We start from the raw sequence: 26,564 nt of genomic DNA, 5'->3' as shown, positions 1-26,564 counted from the left end.
TATCTGCAGTCGACGGCTCTCAGACTGGGCATGAGATTGCTTTTAGAAGAATGATCATTTGCTCAGAATCACAAAGAAAATGGGGCCTCAGGGCCCCATACATTCTTCACGGAATCTTCAGCATCCGCTATTCAGGTAAAGCGTAAACCACCACCTGGTCGCCCACCTGATCCTTGAGGATGGTATTACCGCCGGCGACAAACGCCACGTACTGGCGGCCTTTATACTCATAGACCGAGGGATTGGCTACCGCAGGGGCTTCTGCCTGATCGGACCACAGCTCCTCGCCACTCTCCACGGAATAGGCACGAACCTTCGCATCCATTGACGCACCAATAAATATCACGCCGCCCGCAGTGACTGCCGGGCCGCCGATGGTCGGTGAGCCCCAGCTTTCTGGCATAAAGAAGCCATACTGCTGAGATGCGCCAACAGGACGACGCCATTTGACGTCACCGGTGTGCATATCAATCGCCACGATTTCACCAAAGGGTGGCTGCCAGCACGGCATGCCCAGCCAGTTATTGGCAACCATGAGACGCATGCCGTAAGGCGCGCCTTCCTGTGGTGCAAAACCATTCTCATTGCCCGCGCCATTATCCGCTTTTTCATAATCTTCGCGGCTGTAGAGCTTCACGTACTGCACGATATGGGAGGTGTTAACGATCGCGATCTGCTTTTGAGGATCGAACGCGACGCCGCCCCACTGCACGCCACCCGCACTGTCCGGATACGTCAGTGTGCCTTCGCCTTTGGTGACAGGCGGCGTGTACATGCCTTCGTAGGTCAGCTTATCCCACAACCTTGAACACTGACCTGCCCCCACCATATCCGCCAGTTTCCAGATCGCTGGCTTTTTCGACTGGTCAAGCAGCGGTGCAGGTTTTGTCGGGAATGGCTGCGTGGGTGAAAGAACTTCACCCTGAACCGAGCCATCACCCTGCGGCACAGGTCGCTCTTCAATCGGCCAGACATCCTCACCGGTCAGCCGATTCACCACAAACAAAAAGCCCTGCTTGGTTGCCTGAATCAGTGCCGGGATCGGTTTGCCATTGACCGTGATATCCATCAGTGTCGGCGCCGAGTTGATGTCGTAGTCCCACACATCGTGGTGCACCCACTGACGGGACCAGACGACTTTACCGGTGTTCACATCCAGTGCGGTGGTTGAGGTAGCCAGTGGGATAGGTGCAGTGCGGTTACCTCCCCAGTAGTTGGGAGAAGGCGATGAGACCGGCAGATACACCAGTCCATGCGCCTCATCAGCTGACATATGTGTCCAGACGTTAGCCGTACCGGTCCGTTTGCGGACCGCTTCCGGAATAGCGTCAAACGTCCATTCGCGTTTGCCGGTCTGCGCATTCACAGCGAAAACCGTGCCCGGAGGCGCTTCAGCATAGGCCCAGTCCTTGCCTGCCCAGCCAATCAGCAGGCGGTTACCCACGACCGTTGGCGGCTGCAGAACTGAAAGCGGATATTTGGCATTAATCGTGTTCCACTGATTCAGATCGAGAACACCCTTATCAGCAAAGTCGCTGCATGGCTTACCGGAATCGGCATCCAGCGCAAAGAGCTTGCCATCAACCGTACCCATATAGACAATTTTCTGACACGCCTGTCCGGCGACGGGGGTTTTTGCCTGCCAGTAAGAGACGCCCCGGTTTTTCAGAACGGGCTGGGTCAGGGCTTTACGCGGGGATTTGGTGTCGTAGTGCCATTTCTCTTTGCCCGTACCGGGATCGAGGGCAATCAGGCGATCGAAAGGCGTACCGATATACAGGGTCTGATTGGCAAAAATAGGGGTGGCTGACCAGACGGTCGCGGGCGTGTCACCCTTGCCGTCCGAGACATCACCGGTATGAAATTCCCAGATCTTCTTTAACTGGCTGACGTTGTCGGTATTAATCTGCTTCAGCGGGCTGTATTTCTGCGCGTTAAGCTGACCGTGGAAGCTGTCCCAGGTCGCACCCGATGGCACCAGAGAAGTCGGGGGATTGTCTGCCGTTGCGACCTTATCTCCATCACGCTTGCCGGTTGAGGCATCGTCTGTGGTGTTAGTGGTACCGGGAGATTGGTGATCAGCCGCATCCGGACTGACCTTCTCCCGCGCGCCCATAGAGGCCTCTGCAGCGTTATCCTGCGCATGGAGTGCCAGTGGGGTAAGCAGCAGCGCCAGCGCCGTCATGCCGACTTTCATTACCGGAGTCGTTTTATTGTTCTTCACGAAGATTTCCTCAGGCTTTAACGCGATGGTCAGGACGGGCGGGGTTTCTGCAGAGCGTAATCAGACCAATAAGGCCTGCAACCATCGCTGCCGTAATGATGTACTGATGCAGCAAGGCGGCGGCAAAAGCAGTACCGAATAACACGAACAGGGTCAGAACAATTACTGTCGCACGTGCACCGCGACCGGATGCACTACGCAGAATAAATGTCAGTATCGCCAGAATGACGCTGGCGATAGCCACACCTAACGCGCCGATTGTCCCGGTCACACCGGTCAGTGGCGTCAGCCACGCATACAAAGCCACCGCGAAACCGATCGCTGCCGCGATCAGCAGCAGTAAGCCGCCCGGACGTGAAGATTGAGGTTGCAACATAACAGGAAGTCCCATGGTGTTTGATTAATCATTAAATATGGCGCACTGGCAGGTTTATGCGGCTGTTTTTCACCGGAAAATGATAAAAAAACCTGCCATCTGTAGCGGGCTGAACATTCAATGTATTCAGATCACAGGACAAGACGTGAGCTTCCTCAGGGAAGCTGCGCACCTCAGGCCTGGAAGAAAAACGAAATTCCGCAAGCCGGGATTTGTTGCGGGGAAAAAGTAATCTGAATAGAAAAGCCGATTTTATGAAGTGTGTGAAACCTTGAAAAGGTTATTAACTCATTCCAGAATTGCATAATCAGTTATCTCATCCATGCTTAATCTGTAACCTTAGCTGAGGAGATATCATGTCAGACGAATATAAAAAATGCATCGAATCCTGTTACCTGTGCGCAACTGCGTGTGATAACTGCGCGGCTTCATGTCTCGAAGAAGAGAATCTTGAAATGATGCGTGAATGCATGAAGCTGGATATGCAATGTGCAAATATCTGCCGTCTAGCAGCTCAGTTCATGACACTAAATAGCGACTCAGCACAGGCGCTCTGTCGTCTTTGCGCTGACGTTTGTCAGAAGTGCGGTGATGAGTGTGGAAAGCATGAACATGACCATTGTCAGGAGTGCTCCAGAGCTTGTCATCACTGCGCTGAACAATGCAGAAAGATGGCAGCCTGAGAATGATTTAAATTTGCCAAACCCGCTTCGGCGGGTTTTTTATTCTTGGTGGTAAGCCCGCTTATGCCAGAAGCGGACGCTAAATGCAGGCCTGAATATTTAAACTTTAAACCGCGCAGGCGTCGTACCAAATACTCTGCGAAACAGGGCGATGAAGGCACTCACATTGTTGTACCCAAGTGCCAGTGCAACTGTTGTCACTTGCTTGCCTGAAGCCAAAAGCTCAAGAGCCTTGAGTAGCCGTATGCGCTGTCGCCATTCATTAAAGGTAAAACCAGTTTCAGCGTTAAACCGACGAGACAGTGTGCGCGAAGATATTCCTGCCCAGACAGCCCATTCCTTAAGTCCGCGATCGTCGTTCGGGTTGTCAGATAGTGCCTGAGCAATTCTGACGAGCCGGACATCCTGCGGCATGGGCAGCCCAAGATCGACCTCAGGAAGGGAGCCTATTTCATCCAGAATAACGCCAGCTAAACGTTTTTGGGGCGCATTTAACTCTGCATTTTCCCATGAGGCTGCCCGTTTTATTGCCTCACGCAACAGATTTGTAATTGAGAGAACAACAGGTTTATCAGTTAGTTCACTGCATAGGGTGGCAGACACATAGATACTCCAGCCTGAATAAGGGCCGTGCGAGCGTAGTCCATGCGAAACATCTGGAGGTATCCATACGGCATGCGTTGCCGGTACGACCCACCGATAATCTCCGGCATCGACCGTAAGCAGCCCATCCTCTGCTCCGAGTAATTGTCCACAGGAGTGATGGTGGCGAGCCGTTTCCCTTATTGCATCAGACTGGCTGACTGTGACAATCAATGGGGGGCCATCTGGAGCTAAAGTCCGGGTGAACGAAATCAATGGTTCAGTCATATTGGCGTGTCTGAGGTATTTGATGTCTTTTATACCGTACCGAAGCCATCGGGTCGATTGTAAAGTATGCCTGACTTTTACTAAGGGCAGACCATGAAAATGATTTCTATTACTGACGTACTGGATGAGATTCTTAACCAACAGCAGATGCCACTCGATGTGATAATTAATCGCTATTTTAGTCCCGGTTATCGGCAGCGTACTGATAACGCGTGGGAGGACTTAGATGGATTTACTCAACATGCACGTAAACTTCGCGAGATCATTGCTTCCGGCATAATTGAGATGCACGACGAGTTACGGGATGGAAATCGCTATGCTTCAAGGCATCGTGTTTTGTGTTTTAAGCGTGATGGTGAAGAGGCAGATATGGAAGTGTATATGTTCGCTGAAACAGATGATTCTGGACGATTTATTCGTATCGAAGAAGCCACACTTATGATTAAAGGTCTGGAAAGTGACCGAGACTTAGGAAGCGCCAGATAATCAGGTTTTTATATCTGCTGTTCGCTCACAGGCGGCAACCCGAATAACATCTCCTGACCCGATTGAGATTGAACATGACAACATCATCCTGCAATAAAAGCCACATTCCTGGCCAGAAGCGGTCATTTTCAGCGCCCAAAAAGACAGAGGAAGTGGTTGTGGCCTGATGTACAAATCTGCTTGAGCAGATTACACACAGGATGACACCCAGCGTTATCATAATCATTACCGGGCTTACCGTTTCAGACAGCAGCGTTGCCGAAATTCCGAGACCCAGCAACGGCTGCAGCAACTGTAACTGTCCTTAGGAGGCGATGCCGCCAGCGGCCAGCCCTCTGGCCATGTCTCCATAGAGGCACTCAACATCAGCGGCAGCGAAATAAGCATGGCCCGGCCGATCACCGGTTACTGAGACAGAACCCGCTCAGCTGATGCTGTCGGTCTTCTGCCTGCCATAAATGGCAACCTGCCTGGGCACTTCAAACTCAAAAACGCGAAGTCGCCCAGCATCAGTCGGGTAATGTTTGTTCACATCAATAATGTGCTGTGCATGGGCGTTTTGACACCACTGCTCATTTCAGCAACCGGAAAAATAGAAATATGGCTAAGCGACGCCAGCGTTATCAGCATGCCTCAGGCCTTTTGCCCCCACAGTTCAGGGAGACTACAGCGGCGCAGTTGGCTGACTATCAGTAGCTCCCAGGTGGCATTCACTGAGACGCATAAATCAAGAGCTGCACCAACAGCTTACTGAGCCTGCAAGCCTTAATATCTTAAAAGATCAGCGGGCTTCGTCCTGCAGCCGGTGGCGATAATGTTTCAGGACAACGTGTGTCACGATCTGACCGTAAATAAAGCCGCCCAGCCCGCCACATATTACGGCGCCGGTTATGCCGCCACAGTATGCTCCCGCGCCACCGAGGGCCCCGCAGAGCATGAGTCCCACCCAGGTCTGCCAGTGCCGGAAGGCCGATTTATATGCTCTACGCCAACGACTTCCCCGCTCCCGAAAAGATAGGTCTTTTAGTTCGGGAATACTCTTTTGTGTTCAGTAGATTTTCACGATACTGTCCTTGTTACGATTGCCAGGCGAAGAAAAACATAATGTGCTGGCCCAGAAAAGGTTTATCCGCCCGGCGCTTTTCGATCATCGCGGAAGCTGGCCTGACGTCAGTCCGCTTTGTGTCAGAAGCAAACGTTGAAGCCGTAATACCATTTTTGCAACATTACAGGTATGAGGCATTTGTATTTTCTGGCAGCCTTCGGATAAGGCTATTCTTCCCTGAACATCTTTAATCCGGAGAGGCTCTCGCGATCTGCCTTCGCATCATCAGGTGAAATTATTTTATTCCCGGAATATCTTTCAGCCGCGTTGTATAGCGTGGCGACAACCTTTCACGCTTCATCTGCCATGAGCTGTCGCGCGCTCCCTGCCCCGCAAACCAGACCTTTCCTTTCCCTGAACGATTAATGCCGTCCAGTGCCGCCATTAAAGCATCTGCGTTTGCACGGGGCTGCTGCTCACTGAACAGGTCAAACTGCGTCATGCCGGACGGGTAAAAATCACCCAACATCACCCCAGCTTTGGCATAGCGGAAGCCCTCCCGCCAGATAGTGCTAAGACCGCGAAGCGCTGATTCTATAATGTCCCGCGTATCACTGGTCGGATAATCGCACATGCAGGATGCCGTGTTGGAATATCGCGGCTCATCGCCATGTCTGCCGGTGGCAACTGAGACACTGATATGCCTGCAGCGTGAATTCTGCTCTCTGAGCTTTTCTGCCGCACGCGTGGCATACAGCACGATTGCCTGCTGCATCTCTTCCAGTTTTGTGACTCTTTCACCAAACGACCGCGAGTTCAGTATGTGCTCTTTTGGCGGCGGTGCATCCTCAAGCGCAATGCAGGACTCACCATTCAGCTCACGGGTGATACGCTCAACGATGACGTCAAAATTTTTCCGTATCATGCTGATGTTGCTGTCTGCCAGCTGCAGAGCCGTTGTTATTCCCAGCTGATTCATGCGTTTACTGATGCGCTGACCAATGCCCCAGATATCGCTGACGTCGGTCAGGTGCAGGAGCTTTCGCTGCCGGTGTCTGTCGGACAGGTCCACGACGCCATTAGTCTGTGTCCATTTCTTGGCCGCATGGTTGGCCAGTTTCGCCAGCGTTTTCGTCGGCGCAAACCCCACGCCAATGATGAGTCCCGTTTCCCTGCGGATACGCTCGCGCATCTGCTGTCCGAAGGTCTCAAGCGGGATAAGGCTGTTAATCCCTGTAACGTCCAGAAAACACTCGTCAATTGAGTAAACTTCCTGCCCCGCAGCCATCTCCCCCAGTATCGCCATCATGCGTGCCGACATGTCGCCATACAGCTCGTAGTTGGAGCTGAATACGTGAACCCCGTTCTCCCTGAAGAAACGCTCATTCTTAAACAGCGGGGCCGCCATCTTTATGCCCATTCGCTTTGCTTCAGCCGAGCGGGCAATAACGCAGCCATCGTTATTCGACACGACCACAATGGGCCTTCCGCGCAGGTCGGGCCGGAATACCGTTTCACAGGAGGCGTAAAAATTATTGGCATCGGCCAGCGCAAACATCCCTATTCTCCTGCCGGCCCGTTGAATCCCACCCCGGCCACATCAGTGAGCGCATAGGCAACCACACCCCAGACGGGCAACGTCTGGTTCACATCCAGCACTGTTACCGTTTCGTCCTCGTCCAGCGCCTGCAGGGCGGGAACCGGATTGAGCAGCAGTCGCCTCAGCGTCAGCTCCCCGTCAACCTCAGCAACGATTAGCTGGCGGTGTACAGGCGTCAGTGCACGATCGATAGCCAGCACGGATCCTTTCACAATACCGGCATCGGGGCAGTCGCTTTCGCTGCGCATCAAATAGGTTGAGTAAGGGGAAAGATGAACGAGATCGCCCAGGTTAAGGCGCGTTTCGGTGTAGTTCTGAGCAGGATTCTGAAAGGCCATTAAAATGCTCCATTCTGACCAGCATTGCTGCCTGTCTGCATCCAACAGGCATACACATTTATGACTCCTGTGATGAGTATAAGTCGTTACAGCCGGCAATGCGCATGTGTGTACGCCGGTGTCTGCTACAGGCGGAGAGTAGATTTTGTACTCTTATTCATATTCAAAAGCATCCACGTGGATTGCCGCATATGAAAGATGCAATTGACTGGCATGAGATTCTTAAGAAACCTGAACCCTGACAATCTCTCATTCTATTTTCGACGCCCCAGCTTTAGCCAATTTAACAGCATCGTCAGCAAAGTATTGATTGCCGGTTGAATATTCAACTACAAGCCCTCCTGAAAGACTTGCAATACAGGATGCTGTCGCTACGGCCGATATCCACTCAGGTTCACATCTGCCTGTTGATAAAACAATAGATAGGTTCGTTTTGAAGGTGGCATTTAACTCATTAATTTCATCATAATCCACTTCATGTACATAATATTCAAAGCCTCAAATTGAACCATTTACATGGTAAGGTAATAAATTACTTAATGTTAATGAATTAAATTAGTCATTCAGTACTTACGAAAATCCTGCACAAATAATTAAATCCCTGAGGATCCTGATAGAAGGTAAATTTTAAATAACGATATCGCGTGACAATGCTCATTCCTTCTCAGTCAGGTTCTGGCTTTTAATAATACATGGAAAACTCGATAATCAGCACCATTATGTCCGCTTCTGACACAAAGCGCACTGATATGCAGGCCGGGGGCAGTTAAGCGCGACAAATGGATGCGGTTCGTTCATATCGTGACTATTGTTACGTTGCCCCGCCCAGACATATATCATCCATTCAGCGACTGTCCTCATTGTCCGACTGCGTCTGATGACACCCTGCCTGCCCGTTAATTTGCATCAGAGACTGACAATTCTGAGGCACCACTGGATCTCCGGAAGTTATCGATGTTCTCACACTCAGCGCTTTTTCGTGCCAGAAGCAGACAGGCCAAATACCGGAGAACGGGCGGCTCTCCTCTGACCAGCTAAATAAACTGGACATTTTCTGAACATCCTCAGGCGCCTGCCGATAATCAATAAGGGGTATATCACCAGGTTGCTTTCCAGAGAAAGCTCGTCACATAAAGAAAATAATTTCCTGATAAATAAGGATAAATATGTTTCCTTCACGTATTGCTACAAAAATGACATTGGGTGGCGTCCTGCTGTTAAGCGTGACGACCGCAATTGTCTGTCTTGTACTGTTGTTACGTGGTCAGCCACGCATTATTGAAGCCAGCAATAAATTAATTGAGCAAGCCGGTGGAAACCTGGTCAGCAGGCTGGACCAGCAGCTGGCGGGCATTCAGGGAGAGGCAGTCAGCATGGCGCGTCTGGCAGAAGTGCTGCCACACGATGTTTCGCTGTGGCAGAACAGTTTTCCGCAAATGATCGACAGTAATGGTAATCATACTATCGCCGGTGGAGGCATCTGGCCTGAGCCGGATGCGTTTGTTGCAGGCACTGCACTGCGCAGCTTCTTCTGGGCGCGTGAAGAGAGTGGCAAACTCGCTTACTCTGACGGATATAATCAGCCCGCTACCGGCGATTATCACAAGGAAAGCTGGTATACACAGGCACGCAATGCGCCACGCGATCGCTGTACCTGGTCCGATGTTTATCAGGATCAGGTTTCAGGCGTCAAAATGGTGACCTGCAGCGTACCCTACTATGCCGGTGACCGTTTCGCGGGTGTCGCTACACTGGATGTGACGCTGGATAACCTGGCACAGTTTGTGAAAACTCAGGGTAATGTGACGGGCGGTTATGCCCTTGCGGCAGACAAGACCGGTACGCTGCTCTACTACCCTGGCGTGGATAACAAAGTGCTGAATACCTTATCCACTGTTGCTCAGAAAGAGAGCTGGCTGCAGCCCGTTGTGTCAAAATTAAAAAGCCTCGGGCCTGATGTAACCCTGGCCACAGTCGATCGTATTAATGATGCACACCTGAATCAATCGGCACAGTTTACCCTGTTCCGCATGCCGGGAACTGGCTGGATCATAGGTCTTGTTACGCCGGAGAAAGTGGTCAGTGGCATGGCCCGCACGATCATGTGGGATATTTTCATATTCCTTGTGCCTGCCATGATTATTCTGCTTATTCTCACCTGGTGGTTTACACAGCGTATTGGTCAGCGCCTGCGTCATACCTATGATGCTCTGAACGAGATTGCGACAGGAGATGGCGATCTGACGCGCCGTCTTGAGCGCAATGGGCGCGACGAACTTGCCGACATTGCCGGAGCCTTCAACATTTTCGTCGATAAGATTGCGGGTGTAATCACCCGAGTTCAAGGCAGCAGCGAAACGGTAGCGATCAATGCATCCGGGCTGGCTCAAAGCAATCAGTCATTTTCAGACAAGATTGCGGAGCAGGCCGCTGCACTTGAGCAGAGTGCTGCTGCGATGGAACAACTTAACGCAACAGTACAGCAGAATGCTGAAAACACCCGGCTGGCTGATACGGTCGCGGAGAAAACTTCACAGATTGCGAAGACCAGTTCAGGAACAATGGAGGAAATGGTGCACACTATGGCAGCCATTCAGAACTCCTCACAACGCGTCGCTGAAATCCTGGGACTGATTGACAGCATTGCCTTTCAGACCAATATACTGGCGCTGAATGCGGCAGTAGAAGCGGCGCGCGCCGGCGAGCAGGGAAAAGGATTTGCCGTTGTCGCAGCAGAAGTCCGTGCGCTGGCGCAGCGTAGCGCAAACGCAGCACAGGAAATCAAACTCCTCATTTCCGATTCCGACAGCACGGTCATTGCTGGCAGCAAGCTGGTGAAAGGTGCTGGTGAGCAACTGAAACAACTGGTTAACGACGTACATCGCGTCAGACAGGTTGTTGGGGAGATGCGGGTCGCCGGTGATGAGCAGAGCAAAGGCATTTCTGAAATGACGCTGGCTGTTACACAGATGGAGCGCGGTATTCAGCAAAACCTGTCGCTCATCAACCAGACTGCAGAAAACACTCAGGTTCTGCGAGACGAGGCAGCACAGCTCGCACAGGAAATATCCGCATTCAAAGTGGTTAACGGATAGTGCAAATCAGGATTAGCAGCGATGAGCCCGTAAACTGATCCAGCATTACTGCCCGGGCCAGCAATCTGGCGCCGGGCGATTCACTAACCTGCAAGCATGGCTGCAGCTGAAAGCAATGTGTTCCGGTTGCACGCAGCGATCTCACACTCCCTCAGAAGGACCTCCCTTCACGTGGCGATACATATCTACTCGTATGATGTCTGTGTAATTTCAGACATTTTCCTGCGCGCATAAATTTACCCTTGCAACCCATGCCATAACAGATATGCTATATACGAAACATATACGTTTTATATAGGATTAGCATGGGTATCGTTAAAATCTCGGATTTGATGCATGAGAATCTGCGCATCGCCAGTCAGGCGATGAGCCGCTCCATCAATGCACAGGCTGAACACTGGCTTAAAATCGGCATGCTGGCGGAACTCTATCCCCAGCAGACCCAACACCAACTGGCGCAGATGCTGATCCGGCTGGAGGTGGAAGGCCGCACCGATATCCGGAATATGCTTCCTGAAGAGATCCTCGCCACACAAGGAGATGTGTCATGAACAGCGTTAAAATTCATACCGCAGCAGAAATCGAGATGGCCCGGGCAGCGGGACAGGCTGCCGCGCAGGTGCTGGCCATGATCACGCCACACGTCCGGCCTGGCATCACCACCGAAGAGCTGGATGATATCTGTCACGACTTTATTGTGAACGAACTGAAGGTGACGCCAGCCAACATCGGCTATCAAGGCTATACCCGCACTACCTGCACCTCGGTCAATCATGTGGTCTGCCACGGTATTCCGGCCGGGAAAAAGCTCAAGGATGGCGATATCGTTAATATCGATGTAGCGGTCATCAAGGATGGCTGGTACGGCGACACCAGCCGCATGTACTTCGTCGGCACGCCATCAGTCCGGGCGAAACGGCTGGTTGAGATCACCTATCAGTCGCTGGTGGCCGGGATCAAAACGGTCCGTCCGGGCGCAACGCTGGGCGATATCGGCGCCGCAATACAGCGTGTGGCAGAAGCGGCCGGTTTCTCCGTGGTGCGTGAATATTGCGGTCACGGGGTGGGTGAGATTTACCACACCGAACCGCAGGTGCTGCACTACGGCACACCGGGCCAGGGTATGCCACTCAAGGCGGGCATGATCTTCACTATCGAACCGATGATCAATGCCGGTAAAGCGGGCACCAGCGTGCTGTCTGATGGCTGGACGGTGGTGACGAAAGATCGTTCACTCTCGGCGCAGTGGGAGCACACGGTCGCCGTGACGGAAAGCGGCTTCGATCTGCTGACGCCCTGGCCGGAAGGCACCGGTGATTACCCGGCAATTTAATCCAGTGGCCTGAGAGTGTCTCAGGCTCTGGACTTTTTCAGTCGCGAACTTCACTAAGTGTGTTGAGGGAGGAAGCCCGCCAGACATGCACATCATTGCGTCCGGCGCGCTTCACCTGATAAAGCGCCTCATCAGCGCGTCGCAGCCATTCATGAATCGAAGCCGCTTCGCGCGCTGAAGCAATCCCGATACTCACCGAACTCTGAAAAGTGGACGAAGCAGGCAACCGCAGCAAGGTAATGCCTTCCTGGATCTTTTTAGCCAGTCGCAGGATGCTGGCTTCATCGGCCTCACGCACAATGACGCACAGCTCATCCCCGCCAAATCGGGCGGGAATATCTTTCAGACCGACGCTGTTTCGTAACAGTGCCGAAATCTCTGTCAGCAGAAAGTCGCCCGCCTCATGGCCAAACGTGTCATTAACCTGTTTGAAGTGATCCACATCCAGCAGCATGAGCCAGGCGTTGCCCTCGCCTCGCTGAGTGCGCAGAAATTCGCTTTCCAGTCGCTGCTCAAACAGACGACGGTTCGGGATTTTCAGGCCGGGGTCCATCAGCGCGATGCGCTCCAGCTCGCGATTCTTTTTACGCAGGCTCAGCGTCAGATTGTGCGAAACCACACTGAGCGCCAGCAGATAAACGCTGGCCAGTGGCAGAGTCAGCCAGGCGGTACGGGTAGAGAAGTTCAGCATGATCGGTGCACCCGTGACTGACCATACCAGCACAAAAGTGAGCAAAAAGGCCTGCAGCGCAGATTTCAGCTGTACCCAGCCGCCCGCGGAATAGCGGTCAGAAATCAGTACGGCCATGATAACCAGTGAGGGGAAAGGACTCAGCGCCATCATCCCCACCCAGACGCCGCCAAAAGCCGCATCCAGCGTCAGACTCTTGCGTTCAAATCCTGTGGGGTCGCGCGATCGTAAGGCCAGCCTGTAGGCGGCATAGGGCCAGATAAACGCGTTGATGAACAGCAGCAGGCAGAGTTCCGCGCATTTCCCCCGCTCCACCAGCACTGACAGGATGGGCAAAAAGCAGAGCAGCGTACCGAGCTGACGCATCATAAACATACGGCGCACGAATCGGCTGGCGCGCCGCCTCAGTTGAGCATCGTCAGGTGTGTAATAGTTCATATGCAGACTGAAGCAGCGAAAGGTTACGTCAGTTTATCCAAACTGGTGAATAAAAGTAATATGTTTGCAGAATATTCTTATTGCCGGGTTAAGACTGATCGACTACGCGTTAAAGCCGGTATTGTTCGGCTGACAGATGACTGCTGTCGCCTGCCAGCACGAAGGCTAGGTTTTTATCTGCGGCCCTTAGCAACCGAGGCGGACCAGCTGAAGTCGCTGACTTCACTGGCTGTCAGTGAGGAGGGTTTCTTTTTGCGGAGAGGTTTTTTCGCCTTCAGCGCCTGCGCTTTCTCTTTTTCCTGCTTTGCCGTCATAACGATCCGACGCGCTTCACTGCTGAATTCTTTTTCTTTTTTACTATCCGGCTCTTTACCGGTGCGCTGACGATACTTTTCCATCAGCCCTTTAACGGTCTGTTCGACGGCCAGTCGTTCATCAGCGTTGAACCGATCAATGGAAATCATCTTCTTGTCGTTCATAGCACTCTGTCTCGTGGCGAAGGGTGAGATGAGTGTACCGCATTTACGGTTTATTAAGTCAGAAACCGCCTCTGTCCTGCATCTTCTTCACTTTGCAGCGCATCCATCCCGCTTCATCGGATGGCCATGCGAAAAACAGGGTTGTCTCTTAATATAAAACTAATGTTTATCAGGTTTACTGGCAGTGACCACGTACTGCCGGGAGGCTAACGGAATGACTAAAGAGACCGATCGCCTGTCACAGGCCCTGTTACGGCGGCATGGCATTGGCGTCAGACAGAAACGCATCCACTTTCGGGGACGCGATCTGCTGTTTCAGCTGCGCAATGCCCGTTATGATGTTTTCAACGGTGACCGCTGCATTGCGACCGTGGAAACCAATAACATTCATGACGCCATCAAGCAGTTTAAGGCGCTCGACACACCTGTGGAGAAATAGTCATGCCCGATTACTGCGTGCTTCAGAAAGGCCGTGAAATCATGGCCGTTAATCTCACCCATAAGGACAAGCGGGGGAAGGTATATTTCCCATTAATGCGGGATTAAAAGGCAAAGTGACTGTTAATTCATGTCGTGCCGATTAGAATAAAGGAAATTTTTCCGCACACAGGTTTATGATGAAAATCACTATTCAGAAAGAAGATGCGCTGTTTATGCATAACTTCTTTGCTGCGCCCTGCGACACGCTCGACACAGATTCACCTCAGGCACGACAGATTCAGCAATCGCTTCAGCTGGCTATCCAGCAAAAAGAAGCAGAGATCGACGGTGACTGGAAACGCACTCTGACATTTATGCTGCTGTTCCTGTTTTTATATGCTGCGCTCGGTGCCTCGCTGACGCTGGATCTCAGCACCACCACCGGCCATAAGAGCATCGAATATGCGCTGGAGGCGATTCCGGTGCTGATCGCCTTCTCCGGTTTTTTTGTCTCTATTCTCTATCTGTTTCTGACACGCGCCAGCGCGCGTAAACAGCGCAACTGGGAAAATGCCATCCTGGTGCTGGAAAAATATTCCATCGGCAATCTGTTTAAAGCTACCCATACCCAGGGGGGCGGCACCAGTAACTACTCCGTGCCCAATCTCTACATTTCTCTCGCGCTGTTTATCTGTCTGACCTGGCTGGTCACCTATAACTATCTGACCTTCACCACCAGCGGCGTCTTCGGTAGTGTGATTTCGCTGTTCATCAGCACCATGGTCTATGTGATTCTGGATATACAGCTGCTCAAACCTTTCACTCATGCTGCAGAGAAAGAGGAAGCGGCGAAGGATAAAGCGGATGACGCGCAGGCGTAACTAAAACGCCAGAATCGAGAGGATACCCGGCCCGCAAGCCGGGTATTTTTTGCTGCAACAGGCCCGGTCTGGCTGCTCAGCCCTTTCGCACCCAGCTATCTGAAACCTGATTCAGAAATGCAAAAGTATGTTGTAACTATCATCGCTCATTCAACAACGCGGGCATCGTGAAGGGCACGCCTTCACAGCGTGCCCCTGGCGTTACCAGCGCGTTTTCTGCATATCAATCACAAACCGATATTTCACATCGCTGGTCAGCATACGTTCAAAGGCCGTTTCGACCTCTTCACCGGTAATCATCTCAACATCCGCCGTGATGTTGTGCTGCCCACAGAAGTCGAGCATCTCCTGCGTCTCCTGAATACTGCCAATTGAGGTGCCGGTAATACTCAGACGGCGGAACACCATCGGTGTCACATTCGGTGACGGATGAGGCTGATCGGGGATACCCACCAGCACCAGCTGACCGTTGGTTTTCAGCGCATTCAGATAGGGATCGAGATCGTGTGGCGCAGCCACGCAGTCCAGAATGATATCCAGCGACGCCTGACAGGCCGCCATCTGGGCCGCGTCACGGGAAACCACCACGTTTTTGGCGCCCAGCCGGCGGGCATCCGCCCCTTTCTCCGGCGAGGTAGTAAACAAGGTGACCTCTGCGCCCAGCGCACTGGCCAGCTTAACCGCCATATGGCCCAGGCCGCCCAGGCCTACTACCCCGACGCGATCCCCCGCTTTGACATTAAAGTGGCGCAGCGGTGACCAGACGGTGACGCCCGCGCAGAGCAGTGGTGCCACCGCGTTCAGCGCCAGGTTATCAGGCACCCGCACGACAAAATGGTGATCGGCAATCACATGCTGGGCATAGCCGCCAAAGGTCGTGTTACCGGTGTACTTATCGGTTCCGTTATAGGTCGGCGTAAAGCCTGCCTCACAATACTGCTCTTCATGCTGCTGGCAGAAATGGCACTCGCGACAGGCGTCAACCATCACGCCGACCCCGGCAATCTCTCCGACCGCAAACTGAGTGACGTTTTCACCCACTGCCACCACCCGGCCGACAATTTCGTGACCCGGCACAAGGGGATAGCGGCTTATGCCCCACTCATTGCGCGCCATATGCAAATCGGAGTGGCAGACGCCGCAGTAAAGGATCTCGAGTTTAACATCGTCAGCCTGAAGCTCGCGTAACTCCACCTGACCCGCTCGCAGCGGTCGATCTGCCTGACTGGCGACCAGTGCATTAATCTTCATCTGTTGCCTCTTCTCACCTGATGGTCGTAAAGAAAGCGGCACACTATAGACACATGGGATCGGTTTTGGTAGTAGTTACCTTTTGGTTACCACCCTGCTAAGGAGACAATAATGCCAGCCTGGGTTGATGGAAAACTTTTGTTTTATGCTGATTCACCGCCGCGCCGCCTGCTGGAACTCTTTTCCGTCAAGTGGAGCACGATGGTGCTGCATGCGCTTTATCACTGGCCGGAACACCGTGCGCGCACGGGTGAACTGGAGCGGAGCCTGCAGGGAATTTCAAAGAAGATGCTGATTCAGACGCTGCGCGAGCTGGAGCAGCGCGGGCTGGTTGCACGCCATGTCTGGCAGGTGGTACCGCCGAAAGTGGAGTACAGCCTGACCGCGCTGGGCATGACATTTGCCGGGCCGATTGAGCAGATGTATCAGTGGGGCCTGGAAAATCAGGCTGCGCTGGATGAAATGGAGGATCACGCGCGCAGCCATCGGGAGGTGTGAGGAGAACCAGGTGCGCCAGTCAGCCCGGCCCGGCCTCACTCAAAGGGAAATTCGCGCGCCAGCACGCGGGAGATCACATTCAGCGCCCCCTCTTCATTGTTGCTCTGAGTCTGATATCGCGCCACGGCGGCGACAGAAGCGGCGGCATTCGCCATTGAGAAACTGAAACAGGCCTGACGCAGCATCTCAATGTCGTTGGCGCTGTCACCGATGGCCAGCACTTCGCAGTCGCTGATGCCCCACTTCTCCTGCAGCAGCGCAATGCCATGCGCCTTGTGGCAGCCAGGAATGATCAGGTCGATAAAGCCAAACCCGCTGGAGACCGGATGCATGATGTTTTCCAGCTCGCCGAGTCGGGCATGCAGTCGTTGCAGCAGGGCATCCACCCCTTCATGCTCCAGATTCAGCGAGAATTTAAAAATTGTATCGTCAATGGCATAGAGGTCATCGCGTTTTTCCAGCCGGTGATAGTGATTTGAGAGCTTTGCCATCACCTCGTCAGAAGCCGATGCGTGCATGTAAGCGCCATTACGCCCGCACACCACCACCGCAATATCGGGTTCATGCGCCAGGATATCCAGAATCTTGTGCACCTTCTCGCGGGCCAGCTCGCCACAAAAGATCTCTTCGTTGCAGTCTGAAACCCACGCGCCATTCTCTGCGACGAACGCAATCTCATCTTTGATGTCGGGAAAATAGCGCTGTAACTGGTAATACTGGTTTCCGCTGGCGACCACAAAACGGATGCCCTTCTGCTTCAGCAGCGCATACTGCCGTGAAAACCGCTGAACGTTGTACGCTTTATTGTCGTCCAGAAAGGTGCCATCCATATCCACCGCAATCATCTTAACCGCCATCTCACCTGCCCCTATAGAGTCGCCGTTCTGTCCTTTCGGCTGATTGATTTGATTCATAAAGCTTACTCGCTGTGTGGATTAATGAGAATGCAAATAGTGACGTTGCTAACGGCTTTCGGAGCCTTCCGGTTCCGGAGTTGTGTTATTACGCACGTTTCGGAGCGTTAAAAAGATGTTAATCTCAGTCGCAAATTACGAATGAAGGTTATTTTAATTACATTCGTAACTCAACCCGAATAGTGAGGAGCATGAGATGCGTGATGAGACCCGATCGACCCCATTGCCGGAAGACGTCAAAGCGGCAATACGCGCAGTGAAACAGCAGTTGCGGCAGCAGATAGGTGACGTTGAAGGCCTGTTCCGGCAGGTGTGTGACAGCATCGAAGCGGCGATTGCGGAGGCAAAAGCGGATGAGGAATGGACGGGCAGCGCCTGGCCAGTGGTGCCGATGCAGGATATCGCTGAGGGACAGGTTTCAGATGAAACCCGGGCGCGGATTAAACGGCGCGGCTGTGTCGTGATTAAGCAGCACTTTCCCCGGGACCAGGCGCTGGCCTGGGATAAGTCGATGCTCGACTATCTGGAGCTCAACCGGTTTGACGAACAGTATCGCGGGCCGGGCGATGATTTTTTTGGCACGCTGGCCGCCTCGCGTCCTGAAATTTATCCTGTTTACTGGTCGCAGGCGCAAATGCAGGCGCGACAAAGCCCGGCAATGGCGCACGCGCAATCTTTCCTGAACAGGTTATGGACCTTTGATTCACAGGGCAAAGAGTGGTTTGACCCGGATGTCAGCATCATCTATCCCGATCGCATTCGCCGTCGCCTGCCTGGCACCACCTCCGGCGGATTAGGGGCTCATACCGATTCCGGCGCGCTGGAACGCTGGCTGCTCCCGGCTTATCAGCAGGTTTTCAGTAAGCTGTTTCACGGTGACTTTGATGCTTATGACCCCTGGGACGCGGCACACCGCACTGAAGTGGATGAGTATGATCTGCCTGGCACCACCAAATGTTCTGTGTTCCGCACCTTTCAGGGCTGGACTGCCCTCTCTGATATGATCCCCGGTCAGGGCCTGCTGCACGTCGTGCCGGTGCCGCAGGCGATGGCTTATGTGCTGCTGCGTCCACTGCTTTCGGATGTACCGGAGGATGAGCTCTGCGGCGTTGCCCCAGGCCGGGTCTTGCCGGTTAACGAGCAGTGGCATCCGCATCTGATGGCCGGACTCTGTCCGATACCGGCCTTAGAGGCCGGGGATTCGGTGTGGTGGCACTGTGATGTGATTCACGCCGTGGCGCCGGTCAGGGATCAGCAGGGCTGGAGCAATGTGATGTACATTCCGGCCGCCCCGCTGTGTGAAAAAAACCGCCTCTATGCCCGCCATGTCGCACAGGCGCTGGCGCAGGGCCATTCGCCAGGCGATTTTCCTCCGGAGCATTATGAAGCGGCGTGGGATCAACGTTTCAGGCCGGAAGATCTCAATCTTAACGGACGTCGCTCGCTGGATTTAGCCTGATCTGCCCCCGCGCTGCACCGGCGCGGGGAAAACCCTGATACACTGCCACTCCTGTTTTTCTGCGACATCCCATTATGAATCCGCGACATCATCAGATTATTCAACTGGTTAATAGCCGGGGCAGCGTGACGGTCAGTGAACTGGCACAGCTCACCGGAGTTTCTGAAGTTACCGTGCGTCAGGATCTCACGCTGCTGGAGCGTGACCGTCTGCTGCGGCGGGTTCACGGCTCTGCGCTGGCGCTGGACAGCGATAATGTCGGTACCCGCCTGAACACCCGCTATCCCATCAAGCAGGCGCTGGCGCATCACGCCGCCCGTCTGGTTGAGCCGGGGGAGTCCGTATTTATTGAAGGCGGCAGCACCAACGCTCTGCTGGCGCGCGCGCTGGCCGACCGTGCCGATCTGACCCTGATTACCGTCAGCCACTATATTGCCCAGCTTCTGCGTGAGGCGGCCTGCGAAGTGATTGTGCTGGGTGGGATGCTGCAGAAAAGCAGTGAGTCGGTTGTCGGCCCGCTGACCCGCTACTCCATTCAGCAGGTTCACTTTCACCGGGCATTTGTCGGCGTGGATGGCTGGCATCCGGAAACCGGCTTTACCGGTCGCAACATGCTGCGCTGTGATGTGGTGGATGCCGTTCTGGCAAAAGGGGCGGAAAACTACGCCCTGACCGATGCCTCTAAATTTGGCCAGATCCATCCCTATCCGCTCTCATCCGGTTATCAGGTCGGGCATGTGATTACCGATGAAACGCTGGATGCCGTCACGGCAGAGCAGCTTAAGGCGCGCGCAGTTAACGTGATAACGGTCGCCACGGGTTAAACCGCGCCCGGTCCCTGCGTGACCGAATCGCGCAGCATCAGGCTGGCGGTAAAGGGGGGATGGGCAGACCAGTCACCGCCATCCAGCATGGTCAGCAGGCGATGAATCGTCTCATTGATCATCTCCGTCACCGGCAGTTTCATGCTGGATAATGACGGCGTGATGTAGGGTGCCAGCGGGATATCATCGAAACCGATTACTGAAACCTGATCCGGCACGGCTATCCGGCACGCTGTAAGCCGTTTGATCGCCCCGATCGCCATCTCATCATTACTCGCCACCAGCGCGCTGAAGGCGACTCCGCGTGCCAGCAGCGTATCCACGGCCTCCACCCCGCTCTGAGCCGTCCAGCGGCCTGACACAATACGCGCCGGATCGGCGTCGATACCCTGTGCTGCCAGCGCGGCACGATAGCCGGAGAGGCGTTCCACCCCGGTCGGGGAATCGAGCGAGCCGGTAATAAAGGCGATGTCGCGATGCCCCTGATTCAGCAGATGACTCACCGCCGTGACGCTGCCGGCGTGCTGATCGCTGTAGATGCAGTAGCTTTGATTGACACGCAGCCGCCGGTTAATGACCAGGATCGGCTGTTTGTGACGGGAGATAATGGCATCCAGCGCATCAATGGACAGAAAGCGCGGATAGATGATGATGCCGTCGCAGCGCAGATCGAGCAGAAACTGAATTGCCGCCTGCTCCTGCTCCGCCGTATGTTTGCCATCGGCCAGAATCAGCTGGCGGCCCTGCTGCTCCAGTATGCGCGCCGAGTGCGCCATCAGTTCCGTAAAGTAGCTTCCGCTGTAGAGGGTGTTGGTGATCACCAGCCCGATAGTCTGAGAGGTTTTCGTTGCCAGATTGCGCGCCAGCAGATTAGGCCGGTAGCCGGTTTCGGCAATCGCATCAAGAACTCTCTGACGCTTTTCCTGACCGACATACCCGTTGCCGGAGAGCACGCGTGACACTGTCGCTTTTGAGACGCCCGCCCTGTTCGCCACTTCCTGAATCGTTGCCATGCTGATGCTCCTTTACTGCGTCGTTCTGCAGTCTACCTAAGCCTCTCAATATTGGAAATATTTACCCTCGCGCTCAGCCGGCCTTTGAGCTAATGGCAGGTGACGCCGGTCACAAAACGAAAATCTGGCTGATTTTTGGGCTTGTCCCGGTCATAAAAGCCCTTCATGATTTTATGAAACCGGTTTCCTATCTGCCTGCATGCAGGCGCAAAAACATAACAACATTGACCGATTTACCCTACAGAGAAGAGCGATCATGCCCAGAAACTATGCCGAGGTGTCACGCGCCATCGTCGATGCGCTAGGCGGCCTCAACAATATCGAAGCCGTAACGCACTGCATGACCCGACTGCGGTTTGTGGTGAAAGATGAAACCCAGGTGGACTATCCCCGGCTGAAAGCGATCGATGGCGTGATGGGCGTGGTTCACAACGACACCCAGTGTCAGGTGATCATTGGCAATAACGTCTCTCAGGCCTTTCAGGCGCTGCAGGCGATGGGTTCCCCTGCCGCCTCATCCACGCCGGTAAAACGCAAAATCACGCTGAAAAGCATCGGCGCAGGCATTCTGGATGCGCTGGTCGGCACGATGTCACCGCTGATCCCGGCCATCATCGGTGGGTCGATGGTTAAGCTGCTGGCGATGATACTGGATATGGCCGGTGTGTTTGAAAAAGGCTCCTCTACGCTGGTGATCCTCAACGTGATTGGCGACGGGGCCTTTTTCTTCCTGCCGGTGATGGTAGCCGCCTCTGCCGCGCTGAAGTTTAAAACCAATATGTCGCTGGCGATCGCCATTGCTGGCGTGCTGGTGCACCCTAACTTTATCGATCTGATGGCGAAAGCGGCGCAGGGTCAGGCCGTGGAATTTGCCTTCATTCCGGTCACGGCGGTGAAATATACCTACACGGTGATTCCGGCGCTGGTGATGACCTGGATCCTGTCACACATTGAGCGCGGCGTGGACCGCATTACCCCGGCCGTCACCAAGAACTTCCTGAAACCGATGCTGATTGTGCTGATTGCCGCACCCATCGCGATCGTGCTGATTGGTCCGATTGGCATCTGGATCGGCAGCGGCATCTCTGCGCTGGTCTACACCGTCCATGGCTATCTCGGCTGGCTCTCGGTCGCGATTATGGGCGCGATCTGGCCCCTGCTGGTGATGACCGGTATGCACCGCGTGTTTACCCCGACCATCATTCAGACCATTGCTGAAACCGGCAAAGAGGGCATGGTGATGCCCTCCGAGATTGGTGCCAACCTGTCGCTGGGGGGATCGTCTCTGGCGGTAGCCTTCCGCACCAAAAACCGGGAACTGCGTCAGACCGCGCTCGCGGCGGCGGCCTCCGCTATCGTTGCCGGCATTTCAGAACCTGCGCTGTATGGTGTGGCCGTCCGCCTGAAACGCCCGCTGGTCGCCTGTCTGATCAGCGGTTTTATCTGCGGCGCGGTAGCAGGCATTGGCGGTCTGGCCAGCCACTCAATGGCGTCGCCTGGCCTGTTTACCAGCGTGCAGTTTTTTGATCCCACCAACCCGATGAGTATTGTCTGGGTCGGTGCGGTGATGGTGTTGTCTGTGGTGCTGTCGTTTGTGCTGACGCTGCTGTTAGGCTTTGAAGATATCCCTGAAACCGACGCCACCACCACGGCACAACCGGCAGCCGTACCCGAACGCGTCAACGCCATTAACAGCCACTAGAAAAAAGGGTCTTACCGACCCGGAAAAGAGGAATGCATGTCTGAATCAAGGTTTCCGCAAGGGTTTTTATGGGGCGGTGCACTGGCCGCCAACCAGAGCGAAGGCGGTTTTCGCGAAGGCGGAAAAGGGTTAACCACCGTCGATATGATCCCGCATGGCCCGCACCGGATGCCGGTCAAACTTGGTCTTGAAAAACGGTTTGCGCTTCGCGACGACGAGTTCTACCCCAGCCATAATGCGATCGATTTTTATCATCGCTACCGGGAGGACATCGCGCTGATGGCGGAGATGGGTTTCAGCGTGTTCCGCACATCAATTGCCTGGAGCCGTCTCTATCCCAACGGCGATGAGCTGACACCTTGCCCGGAAGGCATTGCTTTTTACCGTTCAGTGTTTGAAGAGTGCCGGAAACATCAGATCGAACCGCTGGTCACCCTCTGCCATTTCGATGTGCCGATGCATCTGGTGACGGAGTATGGCTCGTGGCGTAACCGCAAAATGATCGACTTTTTTGCCCGCTATGCCCGCAGCTGTTTCGAGGCGTTTGATGGTCTGGTGAAATACTGGCTGACCTTTAACGAGATTAATATCCTGCTCCACAGCCCCTTCTCCGGTGCCGGACTGGTGTTTGAACCCGACGAAAATCCGGAGCAGGTGAAATATCAGGCGGCGCATCATGAACTGGTCGCCAGCGCGCAGGTGACCCGCATTGCGCATGAGGTCAATCCGGCTAACCAGGTTGGCTGCATGCTGGCGGGCGGCAACTTCTACCCCTGGTCGAGTAAACCGGAGGATGTCTGGGCCGCGCTGGAGAAAGATCGTGAAAACCTCTTCTTTATCGATGTGCAGGCACGCGGCGCCTATCCCGCCTACGCGGCCCGGCTGTTTCGGGAGAAAGGCGTAACGCTGAAGATCGAGGAAGGTGACGCGGAGATTCTGAAAAACAGCGTCGATTTTGTTTCGTTCAGCTACTACGCCTCACGCTGCGCCTCGGCGGAGATGAACGAGCAGAACAGCAGCGCCGCCAATGTGGTGAAGTCTCTGACGAATCCCCATGTGCCGCGCAGTGAATGGGGCTGGGGCATCGATCCACTCGGATTACGGATCACAATGAACATGATGTATGACCGCTATCAGAAGCCGCTTTTCCTGGTCGAAAATGGTCTGGGCGCACGCGATGAACCCGATGCCAGTGGCGAAATCCATGACGACTACCGCATCAGCTATCTGCGTGAACACATCCGCGCGATGGGTGACGCGATTGAAGATGGCGTGCCGGTCATGGGCTACACCAGCTGGGGCTGCATCGATCTGGTGGCGGCCTCAACCGGTGAGATGAGTAAACGCTACGGTTTTGTCTATGTTGACCGCGACGATCTCGGGCGTGGTACGCTGGCCCGCACGCGTAAGAAGTCATTCTGGTGGTATAAGAAGGTCATTGCCAGCAACGGAGCCGATCTTGAGTGACAACGTCACTTATTAAGTATTGTGTCTGCGGTGCTACGCCTGTCAGCGACGCCGCAGGTATGCAGTCAACCTGCCGTTGTACTCTGCCGGTAATTATCGTATAACCGATGTCTCCGAGGGGTGTCCTGTCATGGGCTGAGATGGCGAAAGCCGAACCCTTTGAACCTGATCTGGGTCATGCCAGCGAAGGGACGGGTCGGCAGATATTTCTGCGTCATCTCCTGCATCACTCCCTGTTCCAGCCCGTATGCCCGGATCTCCATTGTGACAGGAGATCTGATGACACATCCGCTTTTCGAAACCGGCTTTTACGGTCGTCTGCGTCAGCAGGCTGGCCCTCACTGGCACGCCTATGTGGCACATGACTTTGTACAGCAGCTCGGTCAGGGTACGCTGCCCCCCGCCGCGTTTCGCCATTATCTCACCCAGGATTATCTGTTTCTGCTGCACTTCGCCCGCGCCTGGGGCCTGCTGATAAGCAAGCTCTCCGCGCCGGATGCCCTGCGCAGCGCGACGGCGTCGCTCAACGCCATCGTCAGCGAACTGCCGCTGCATCTGGACTACTGCCAGCAGTGGGGCATCAGCGAAGCGGCAATGGCGAGCGAACCGGAGGCAGTGGAAACGCTCAACTACACCCGCTATGTGCTGGATGTGGGCCACAGCGGCGATGCGCTGGAGTTGCTGACCGCGCTGATGCCCTGTGTCGCCGGGTACGCTGAAACGGGTCTGACCCTGCTACAGGATCCTGCAACCCGCTTCAGCGATAATCCTTATGCGGCGTGGATAGAAAACTACGGCGATGAGTCCTATCTGAACGGCGTTCGCAACGCCCTTTCGTTGTTTGAAACCCTGGCGGGCGAGCGTGCGGCTGAGCAGCGTTTTGCCTCACTGGCGCAGATTTTTACTACTGCCACACGGCTGGAATCCGCGTTCTGGCAGATGGGACTGAATCATGCGGCCAGTCTGCAGGTCCGCCCATGATTGCGTCAGCCTGTTCGGCGCCGCCCGGTATCGCAATCCGTCAGCTGTCACTCAGGTTGGGTCAGCAGCAGCTCTTCAGCCAGCTCACTCTGGAGATTGCGGGTGGCCAGTTTACAGCGTTGCTGGGGGCGAGCGGCGTGGGTAAAAGCAGTCTGATGCGGGTGATTGCCGGTCTGTTACCGCCTTCCTCCGGCCAGGTCAGCGGCAGTGATGGCCTGCCACTGACCGGACGCATCGCCTGGATGGGACAACAGGACTTGCTCTATCCGTGGCTGACAGTGGAGCAGAACGTTTGTCTGGCCAGCCGCCTGAACGGGGAGAAGCCGGATCGTGAGCGGGCACAGCACCTGCTGGCGCGTGTCGGTCTGAGTCGTTATGCCACCGCACGGCCCGCGACGCTCTCCGGCGGGATGCGTCAGCGCGCCGCACTGGCTCGCACCCTCTACACCCGCCAGCCCGTGGTGCTGATGGATGAACCCTTCTCTGCGCTGGATGCCCTGACCCGCAGTCAGATTCAGACGCTGGCCGCGGAAGTGCTGGCCGGGCACACCGTGTTGCTGATAACGCATGATGCCGCAGAAGCCTGTCGATTGAGTCATCATCTGCTGGTAATCGGCCCGACGGGTATCGAAGCCTCTCCCTCCCTCCAGGGGCAGCCTCCACGGGCGGCAGAGGATGTCAGCGTCATCCGGAGTCAGGCTGCCCTGCTGAATCAGCTGAGCAGGTTAGCTGGATGACGTCAGGACAACGATCTGGCGGACTACGCCGGGGTGTGACGCTTTTTACGGGCCTCATCGGATTGTGGTGGCTCGTTTCCCTTTCCGTCCCCGCTTTTTTGCTGCCCTCACCCCCGGCGGTCGCCACCGCGCTCTGGCAGAACGCCCGCTATCTCAGCCAGCACAGCCTCACCACCCTGACGGAGATCCTCAGCGGCATGGCGCTGGGCGTGCTGCTGGGCGCCCTGCTCGCGCTGGGGATGTCCTTTTCGCCGCGGTTGCAGCGCTGGATGATGCCGCTGGTCATTACCAGCCAGGCGATCCCGGTGTTTGCGCTGGCGCCCCTGCTGGTGCTCTGGTTCGGCTTCGGGATGAGCGCCAAAGTCGCAATGGCGGTGCTGGTGATCTTTTTCCCGGTGACCTCCGCCTTTTTTGATGGCCTGCGTCGCGTCCCGCCCGGCTATCTCGATCTGGCCCGCACGCTGGGCGCCTCCCGCGCGGCTCAGCTGCGTCATGTCCGGCTGCTGGCGGCACTGCCCGCGCTGGGATCCGGTTTACGGATGGCGGCCGCGGTGGCCCCGATTGGCGCCATTATCGGAGAGTGGGTCGGTTCAGCGGAAGGACTGGGCTACGTCATGCTGAATGCCAATGCCCGGATGCAGAGTGATCTCTGCTTTGCCGCCCTGTTCATTCTGGTGCTGATGACGCTGCTGCTGTGGCTGTTCATCGATTTCCTGCTCCGTCGCCTGATTAGCTGGGCCCCCGAAACGGATTAATGAC

General features: G+C 54.8%; 26 protein-coding genes, 1 pseudogene and 1 riboswitch. Of the genes and pseudogenes, 15 read left to right on the top strand and 12 right to left on the bottom strand.

Annotated elements, in window-relative coordinates; translation table 11 throughout:
- Nucleotides 1–127: 127 nt before the first annotated feature.
- Together HFD92_RS06750 and HFD92_RS06745 are read right to left on the bottom strand one after the other, a co-directional pair.
- A complete protein-coding gene (locus tag HFD92_RS06750; protein ID WP_370525222.1) occupies nt 128–2,185 on the bottom strand; it encodes a pyrroloquinoline quinone-dependent dehydrogenase in 2,058 nt (685 codons plus the stop codon).
- Nucleotides 2,186–2,234: 49 nt separating this feature from the next.
- Complete coding sequence (locus tag HFD92_RS06745; RefSeq protein WP_111207305.1) at nt 2,235–2,600, bottom strand: hypothetical protein; 366 nt, start codon at nt 2,598–2,600, stop codon at nt 2,235–2,237.
- 356 nt (nt 2,601–2,956) lie between these two features.
- Between HFD92_RS06745 and HFD92_RS06740 the strand changes: the two genes are divergently transcribed.
- On the top strand, nt 2,957–3,283 hold the full coding sequence (locus tag HFD92_RS06740) for a four-helix bundle copper-binding protein (RefSeq protein WP_167428572.1): 327 nt from the start codon (nt 2,957–2,959) through the stop codon (nt 3,281–3,283).
- A gap of 99 nt (nt 3,284–3,382) precedes the next feature.
- Here the strand turns inward: HFD92_RS06740 and HFD92_RS06735 are convergent, their stop codons facing one another.
- On the bottom strand, nt 3,383–4,153 hold the full coding sequence (locus HFD92_RS06735) for a helix-turn-helix domain-containing protein (protein WP_167428571.1): 771 nt from the start codon (nt 4,151–4,153) through the stop codon (nt 3,383–3,385).
- Between the two features lie 99 nt (nt 4,154–4,252).
- Here HFD92_RS06735 and HFD92_RS06730 point away from each other — a divergent pair, with 99 nt between their 5' ends.
- Nucleotides 4,253–4,639 (top strand): nuclear transport factor 2 family protein, encoded by a 387-nt coding sequence (locus HFD92_RS06730; protein ID WP_167428710.1) that lies wholly within the window; start codon nt 4,253–4,255, stop codon nt 4,637–4,639.
- Nucleotides 4,640–4,802: 163 nt separating this feature from the next.
- Here the strand turns inward: HFD92_RS06730 and HFD92_RS21760 are convergent.
- The 4 genes and pseudogenes from HFD92_RS21760 to HFD92_RS21755 form a co-directional block, all read right to left on the bottom strand.
- Nucleotides 4,803–4,976, bottom strand: a pseudogene (locus HFD92_RS21760) (EamA/RhaT family transporter); the annotation flags it as partial.
- A 1,003-nt stretch (nt 4,977–5,979) separates the two neighbouring features.
- Nucleotides 5,980–7,242: a translesion error-prone DNA polymerase V subunit UmuC gene (umuC, locus tag HFD92_RS06725; protein WP_167428570.1), complete on the bottom strand. Its 1,263-nt coding sequence runs from the start codon at nt 7,240–7,242 to the stop codon at nt 5,980–5,982.
- A gap of 2 nt (nt 7,243–7,244) precedes the next feature.
- Nucleotides 7,245–7,622: a peptidase gene (locus tag HFD92_RS06720; protein ID WP_009092864.1), complete on the bottom strand. Its 378-nt coding sequence runs from the start codon at nt 7,620–7,622 to the stop codon at nt 7,245–7,247.
- A gap of 249 nt (nt 7,623–7,871) precedes the next feature.
- A complete protein-coding gene (locus tag HFD92_RS21755) occupies nt 7,872–8,096 on the bottom strand; it encodes a hypothetical protein (protein ID WP_255461700.1) in 225 nt (74 codons plus the stop codon).
- 692 nt (nt 8,097–8,788) lie between these two features.
- On the opposite strand from HFD92_RS21755, the gene HFD92_RS06710 reads away from it, so the two are divergent.
- The 3 genes from HFD92_RS06710 (at nt 8,789) to map (ending at nt 12,050) form a co-directional block, all read left to right on the top strand.
- On the top strand, nt 8,789–10,717 hold the full coding sequence (locus HFD92_RS06710) for a methyl-accepting chemotaxis protein (RefSeq protein ID WP_255461699.1): 1,929 nt from the start codon (nt 8,789–8,791) through the stop codon (nt 10,715–10,717).
- Nucleotides 10,718–11,022: 305 nt separating this feature from the next.
- A complete protein-coding gene (locus HFD92_RS06705) occupies nt 11,023–11,268 on the top strand; it encodes a ParD-like family protein (protein WP_009092856.1) in 246 nt (81 codons plus the stop codon).
- Nucleotides 11,265–12,050 carry a type I methionyl aminopeptidase gene (gene map / locus HFD92_RS06700; RefSeq protein WP_009092855.1) on the top strand — a complete coding sequence of 262 codons (786 nt, stop codon included), beginning with the start codon at nt 11,265–11,267 and terminating at the stop codon, nt 12,048–12,050. The genes HFD92_RS06705 and map overlap by 4 nt, the downstream gene beginning before the upstream one ends.
- Before the next feature lie 37 nt (nt 12,051–12,087).
- On the opposite strand, the gene HFD92_RS06695 is transcribed toward map, so the two are convergent.
- Nucleotides 12,088–13,179, bottom strand: coding sequence for a diguanylate cyclase (locus tag HFD92_RS06695; RefSeq protein WP_167428569.1), 1,092 nt, complete (start codon nt 13,177–13,179; stop codon nt 12,088–12,090).
- Between the two features lie 173 nt (nt 13,180–13,352).
- Entirely contained in the window at nt 13,353–13,658 is a 306-nt protein-coding gene (locus tag HFD92_RS06690) for a hypothetical protein (protein ID WP_167428568.1), read from the bottom strand.
- Nucleotides 13,659–13,872: 214 nt separating this feature from the next.
- Between HFD92_RS06690 and HFD92_RS06685 the strand changes: the two genes are divergently transcribed.
- Nucleotides 13,873–14,097 (top strand): hypothetical protein, encoded by a 225-nt coding sequence (locus HFD92_RS06685; protein ID WP_009092851.1) that lies wholly within the window; start codon nt 13,873–13,875, stop codon nt 14,095–14,097.
- A gap of 178 nt (nt 14,098–14,275) precedes the next feature.
- Nucleotides 14,276–14,959: a hypothetical protein gene (locus HFD92_RS06680; protein ID WP_058957095.1), complete on the top strand. Its 684-nt coding sequence runs from the start codon at nt 14,276–14,278 to the stop codon at nt 14,957–14,959.
- Nucleotides 14,960–15,160: 201 nt separating this feature from the next.
- Here the strand turns inward: HFD92_RS06680 and HFD92_RS06675 are convergent, their stop codons facing one another.
- Nucleotides 15,161–16,210 (bottom strand): NAD(P)-dependent alcohol dehydrogenase, encoded by a 1,050-nt coding sequence (locus HFD92_RS06675; protein ID WP_167428567.1) that lies wholly within the window; start codon nt 16,208–16,210, stop codon nt 15,161–15,163.
- A 111-nt stretch (nt 16,211–16,321) separates the two neighbouring features.
- Between HFD92_RS06675 and HFD92_RS06670 the strand changes: the two genes are divergently transcribed.
- The gene (locus HFD92_RS06670) at nt 16,322–16,708 is read left to right on the top strand and encodes a helix-turn-helix domain-containing protein (protein WP_009092848.1); all 387 of its coding nucleotides are present in this window, start codon (nt 16,322–16,324) and stop codon (nt 16,706–16,708) included.
- A 35-nt stretch (nt 16,709–16,743) separates the two neighbouring features.
- Here HFD92_RS06670 and HFD92_RS06665 read toward each other — a convergent pair whose 3' ends face one another.
- Complete coding sequence (locus HFD92_RS06665) at nt 16,744–17,565, bottom strand: Cof-type HAD-IIB family hydrolase (protein WP_140029457.1); 822 nt, start codon at nt 17,563–17,565, stop codon at nt 16,744–16,746.
- A 253-nt stretch (nt 17,566–17,818) separates the two neighbouring features.
- On the opposite strand from HFD92_RS06665, the gene HFD92_RS06660 reads away from it, so the two are divergent.
- Both HFD92_RS06660 and HFD92_RS06655 read left to right on the top strand, forming a co-directional pair.
- On the top strand, nt 17,819–19,081 hold the full coding sequence (locus tag HFD92_RS06660) for a DUF1479 domain-containing protein (protein ID WP_167428566.1): 1,263 nt from the start codon (nt 17,819–17,821) through the stop codon (nt 19,079–19,081).
- A gap of 74 nt (nt 19,082–19,155) precedes the next feature.
- A complete protein-coding gene (locus HFD92_RS06655; protein ID WP_167428565.1) occupies nt 19,156–19,905 on the top strand; it encodes a DNA-binding transcriptional regulator YciT in 750 nt (249 codons plus the stop codon).
- On the opposite strand, the gene HFD92_RS06650 is transcribed toward HFD92_RS06655, so the two are convergent.
- On the bottom strand, nt 19,902–20,918 hold the full coding sequence (locus tag HFD92_RS06650) for a LacI family DNA-binding transcriptional regulator (RefSeq protein ID WP_167428564.1): 1,017 nt from the start codon (nt 20,916–20,918) through the stop codon (nt 19,902–19,904). The genes HFD92_RS06655 and HFD92_RS06650 overlap by 4 nt on opposite strands.
- A gap of 256 nt (nt 20,919–21,174) precedes the next feature.
- Here HFD92_RS06650 and ascF point away from each other — a divergent pair, with 256 nt between their 5' ends.
- The 5 genes from ascF (at nt 21,175) to HFD92_RS06625 (ending at nt 26,560) form a co-directional block, all read left to right on the top strand.
- Complete coding sequence (gene ascF, locus HFD92_RS06645; RefSeq protein ID WP_167428563.1) at nt 21,175–22,620, top strand: PTS cellobiose/arbutin/salicin transporter subunit IIBC; 1,446 nt, start codon at nt 21,175–21,177, stop codon at nt 22,618–22,620.
- Between the two features lie 36 nt (nt 22,621–22,656).
- Complete coding sequence (locus HFD92_RS06640) at nt 22,657–24,087, top strand: 6-phospho-beta-glucosidase (RefSeq protein WP_009092841.1); 1,431 nt, start codon at nt 22,657–22,659, stop codon at nt 24,085–24,087.
- 106 nt (nt 24,088–24,193) lie between these two features.
- A riboswitch (TPP riboswitch) is annotated at nt 24,194–24,296 on the top strand.
- Between the two features lie 70 nt (nt 24,297–24,366).
- A complete protein-coding gene (gene tenA / locus HFD92_RS06635; RefSeq protein WP_111207281.1) occupies nt 24,367–25,068 on the top strand; it encodes a thiaminase II in 702 nt (233 codons plus the stop codon).
- On the top strand, nt 25,065–25,805 hold the full coding sequence (locus tag HFD92_RS06630; protein ID WP_058957086.1) for an ABC transporter ATP-binding protein: 741 nt from the start codon (nt 25,065–25,067) through the stop codon (nt 25,803–25,805). Before tenA ends, HFD92_RS06630 begins: the two co-directional genes overlap by 4 nt.
- Nucleotides 25,802–26,560, top strand: a complete 759-nt coding sequence (locus tag HFD92_RS06625; RefSeq protein ID WP_167428562.1) for an ABC transporter permease — start codon at nt 25,802–25,804, stop codon at nt 26,558–26,560. Before HFD92_RS06630 ends, HFD92_RS06625 begins: the two co-directional genes overlap by 4 nt.
- Nucleotides 26,561–26,564 lie beyond the last annotated feature (4 nt).

Source organism: Pantoea sp. EKM101V (assembly GCF_011800325.1).
GTDB classification, from domain to species: domain Bacteria; phylum Pseudomonadota; class Gammaproteobacteria; order Enterobacterales; family Enterobacteriaceae; genus Pantoea; species Pantoea anthophila.
The sequence above is the reverse complement of the archived record's forward strand: the minus strand, read 5'-3'. Positions and strand labels throughout refer to the sequence as shown.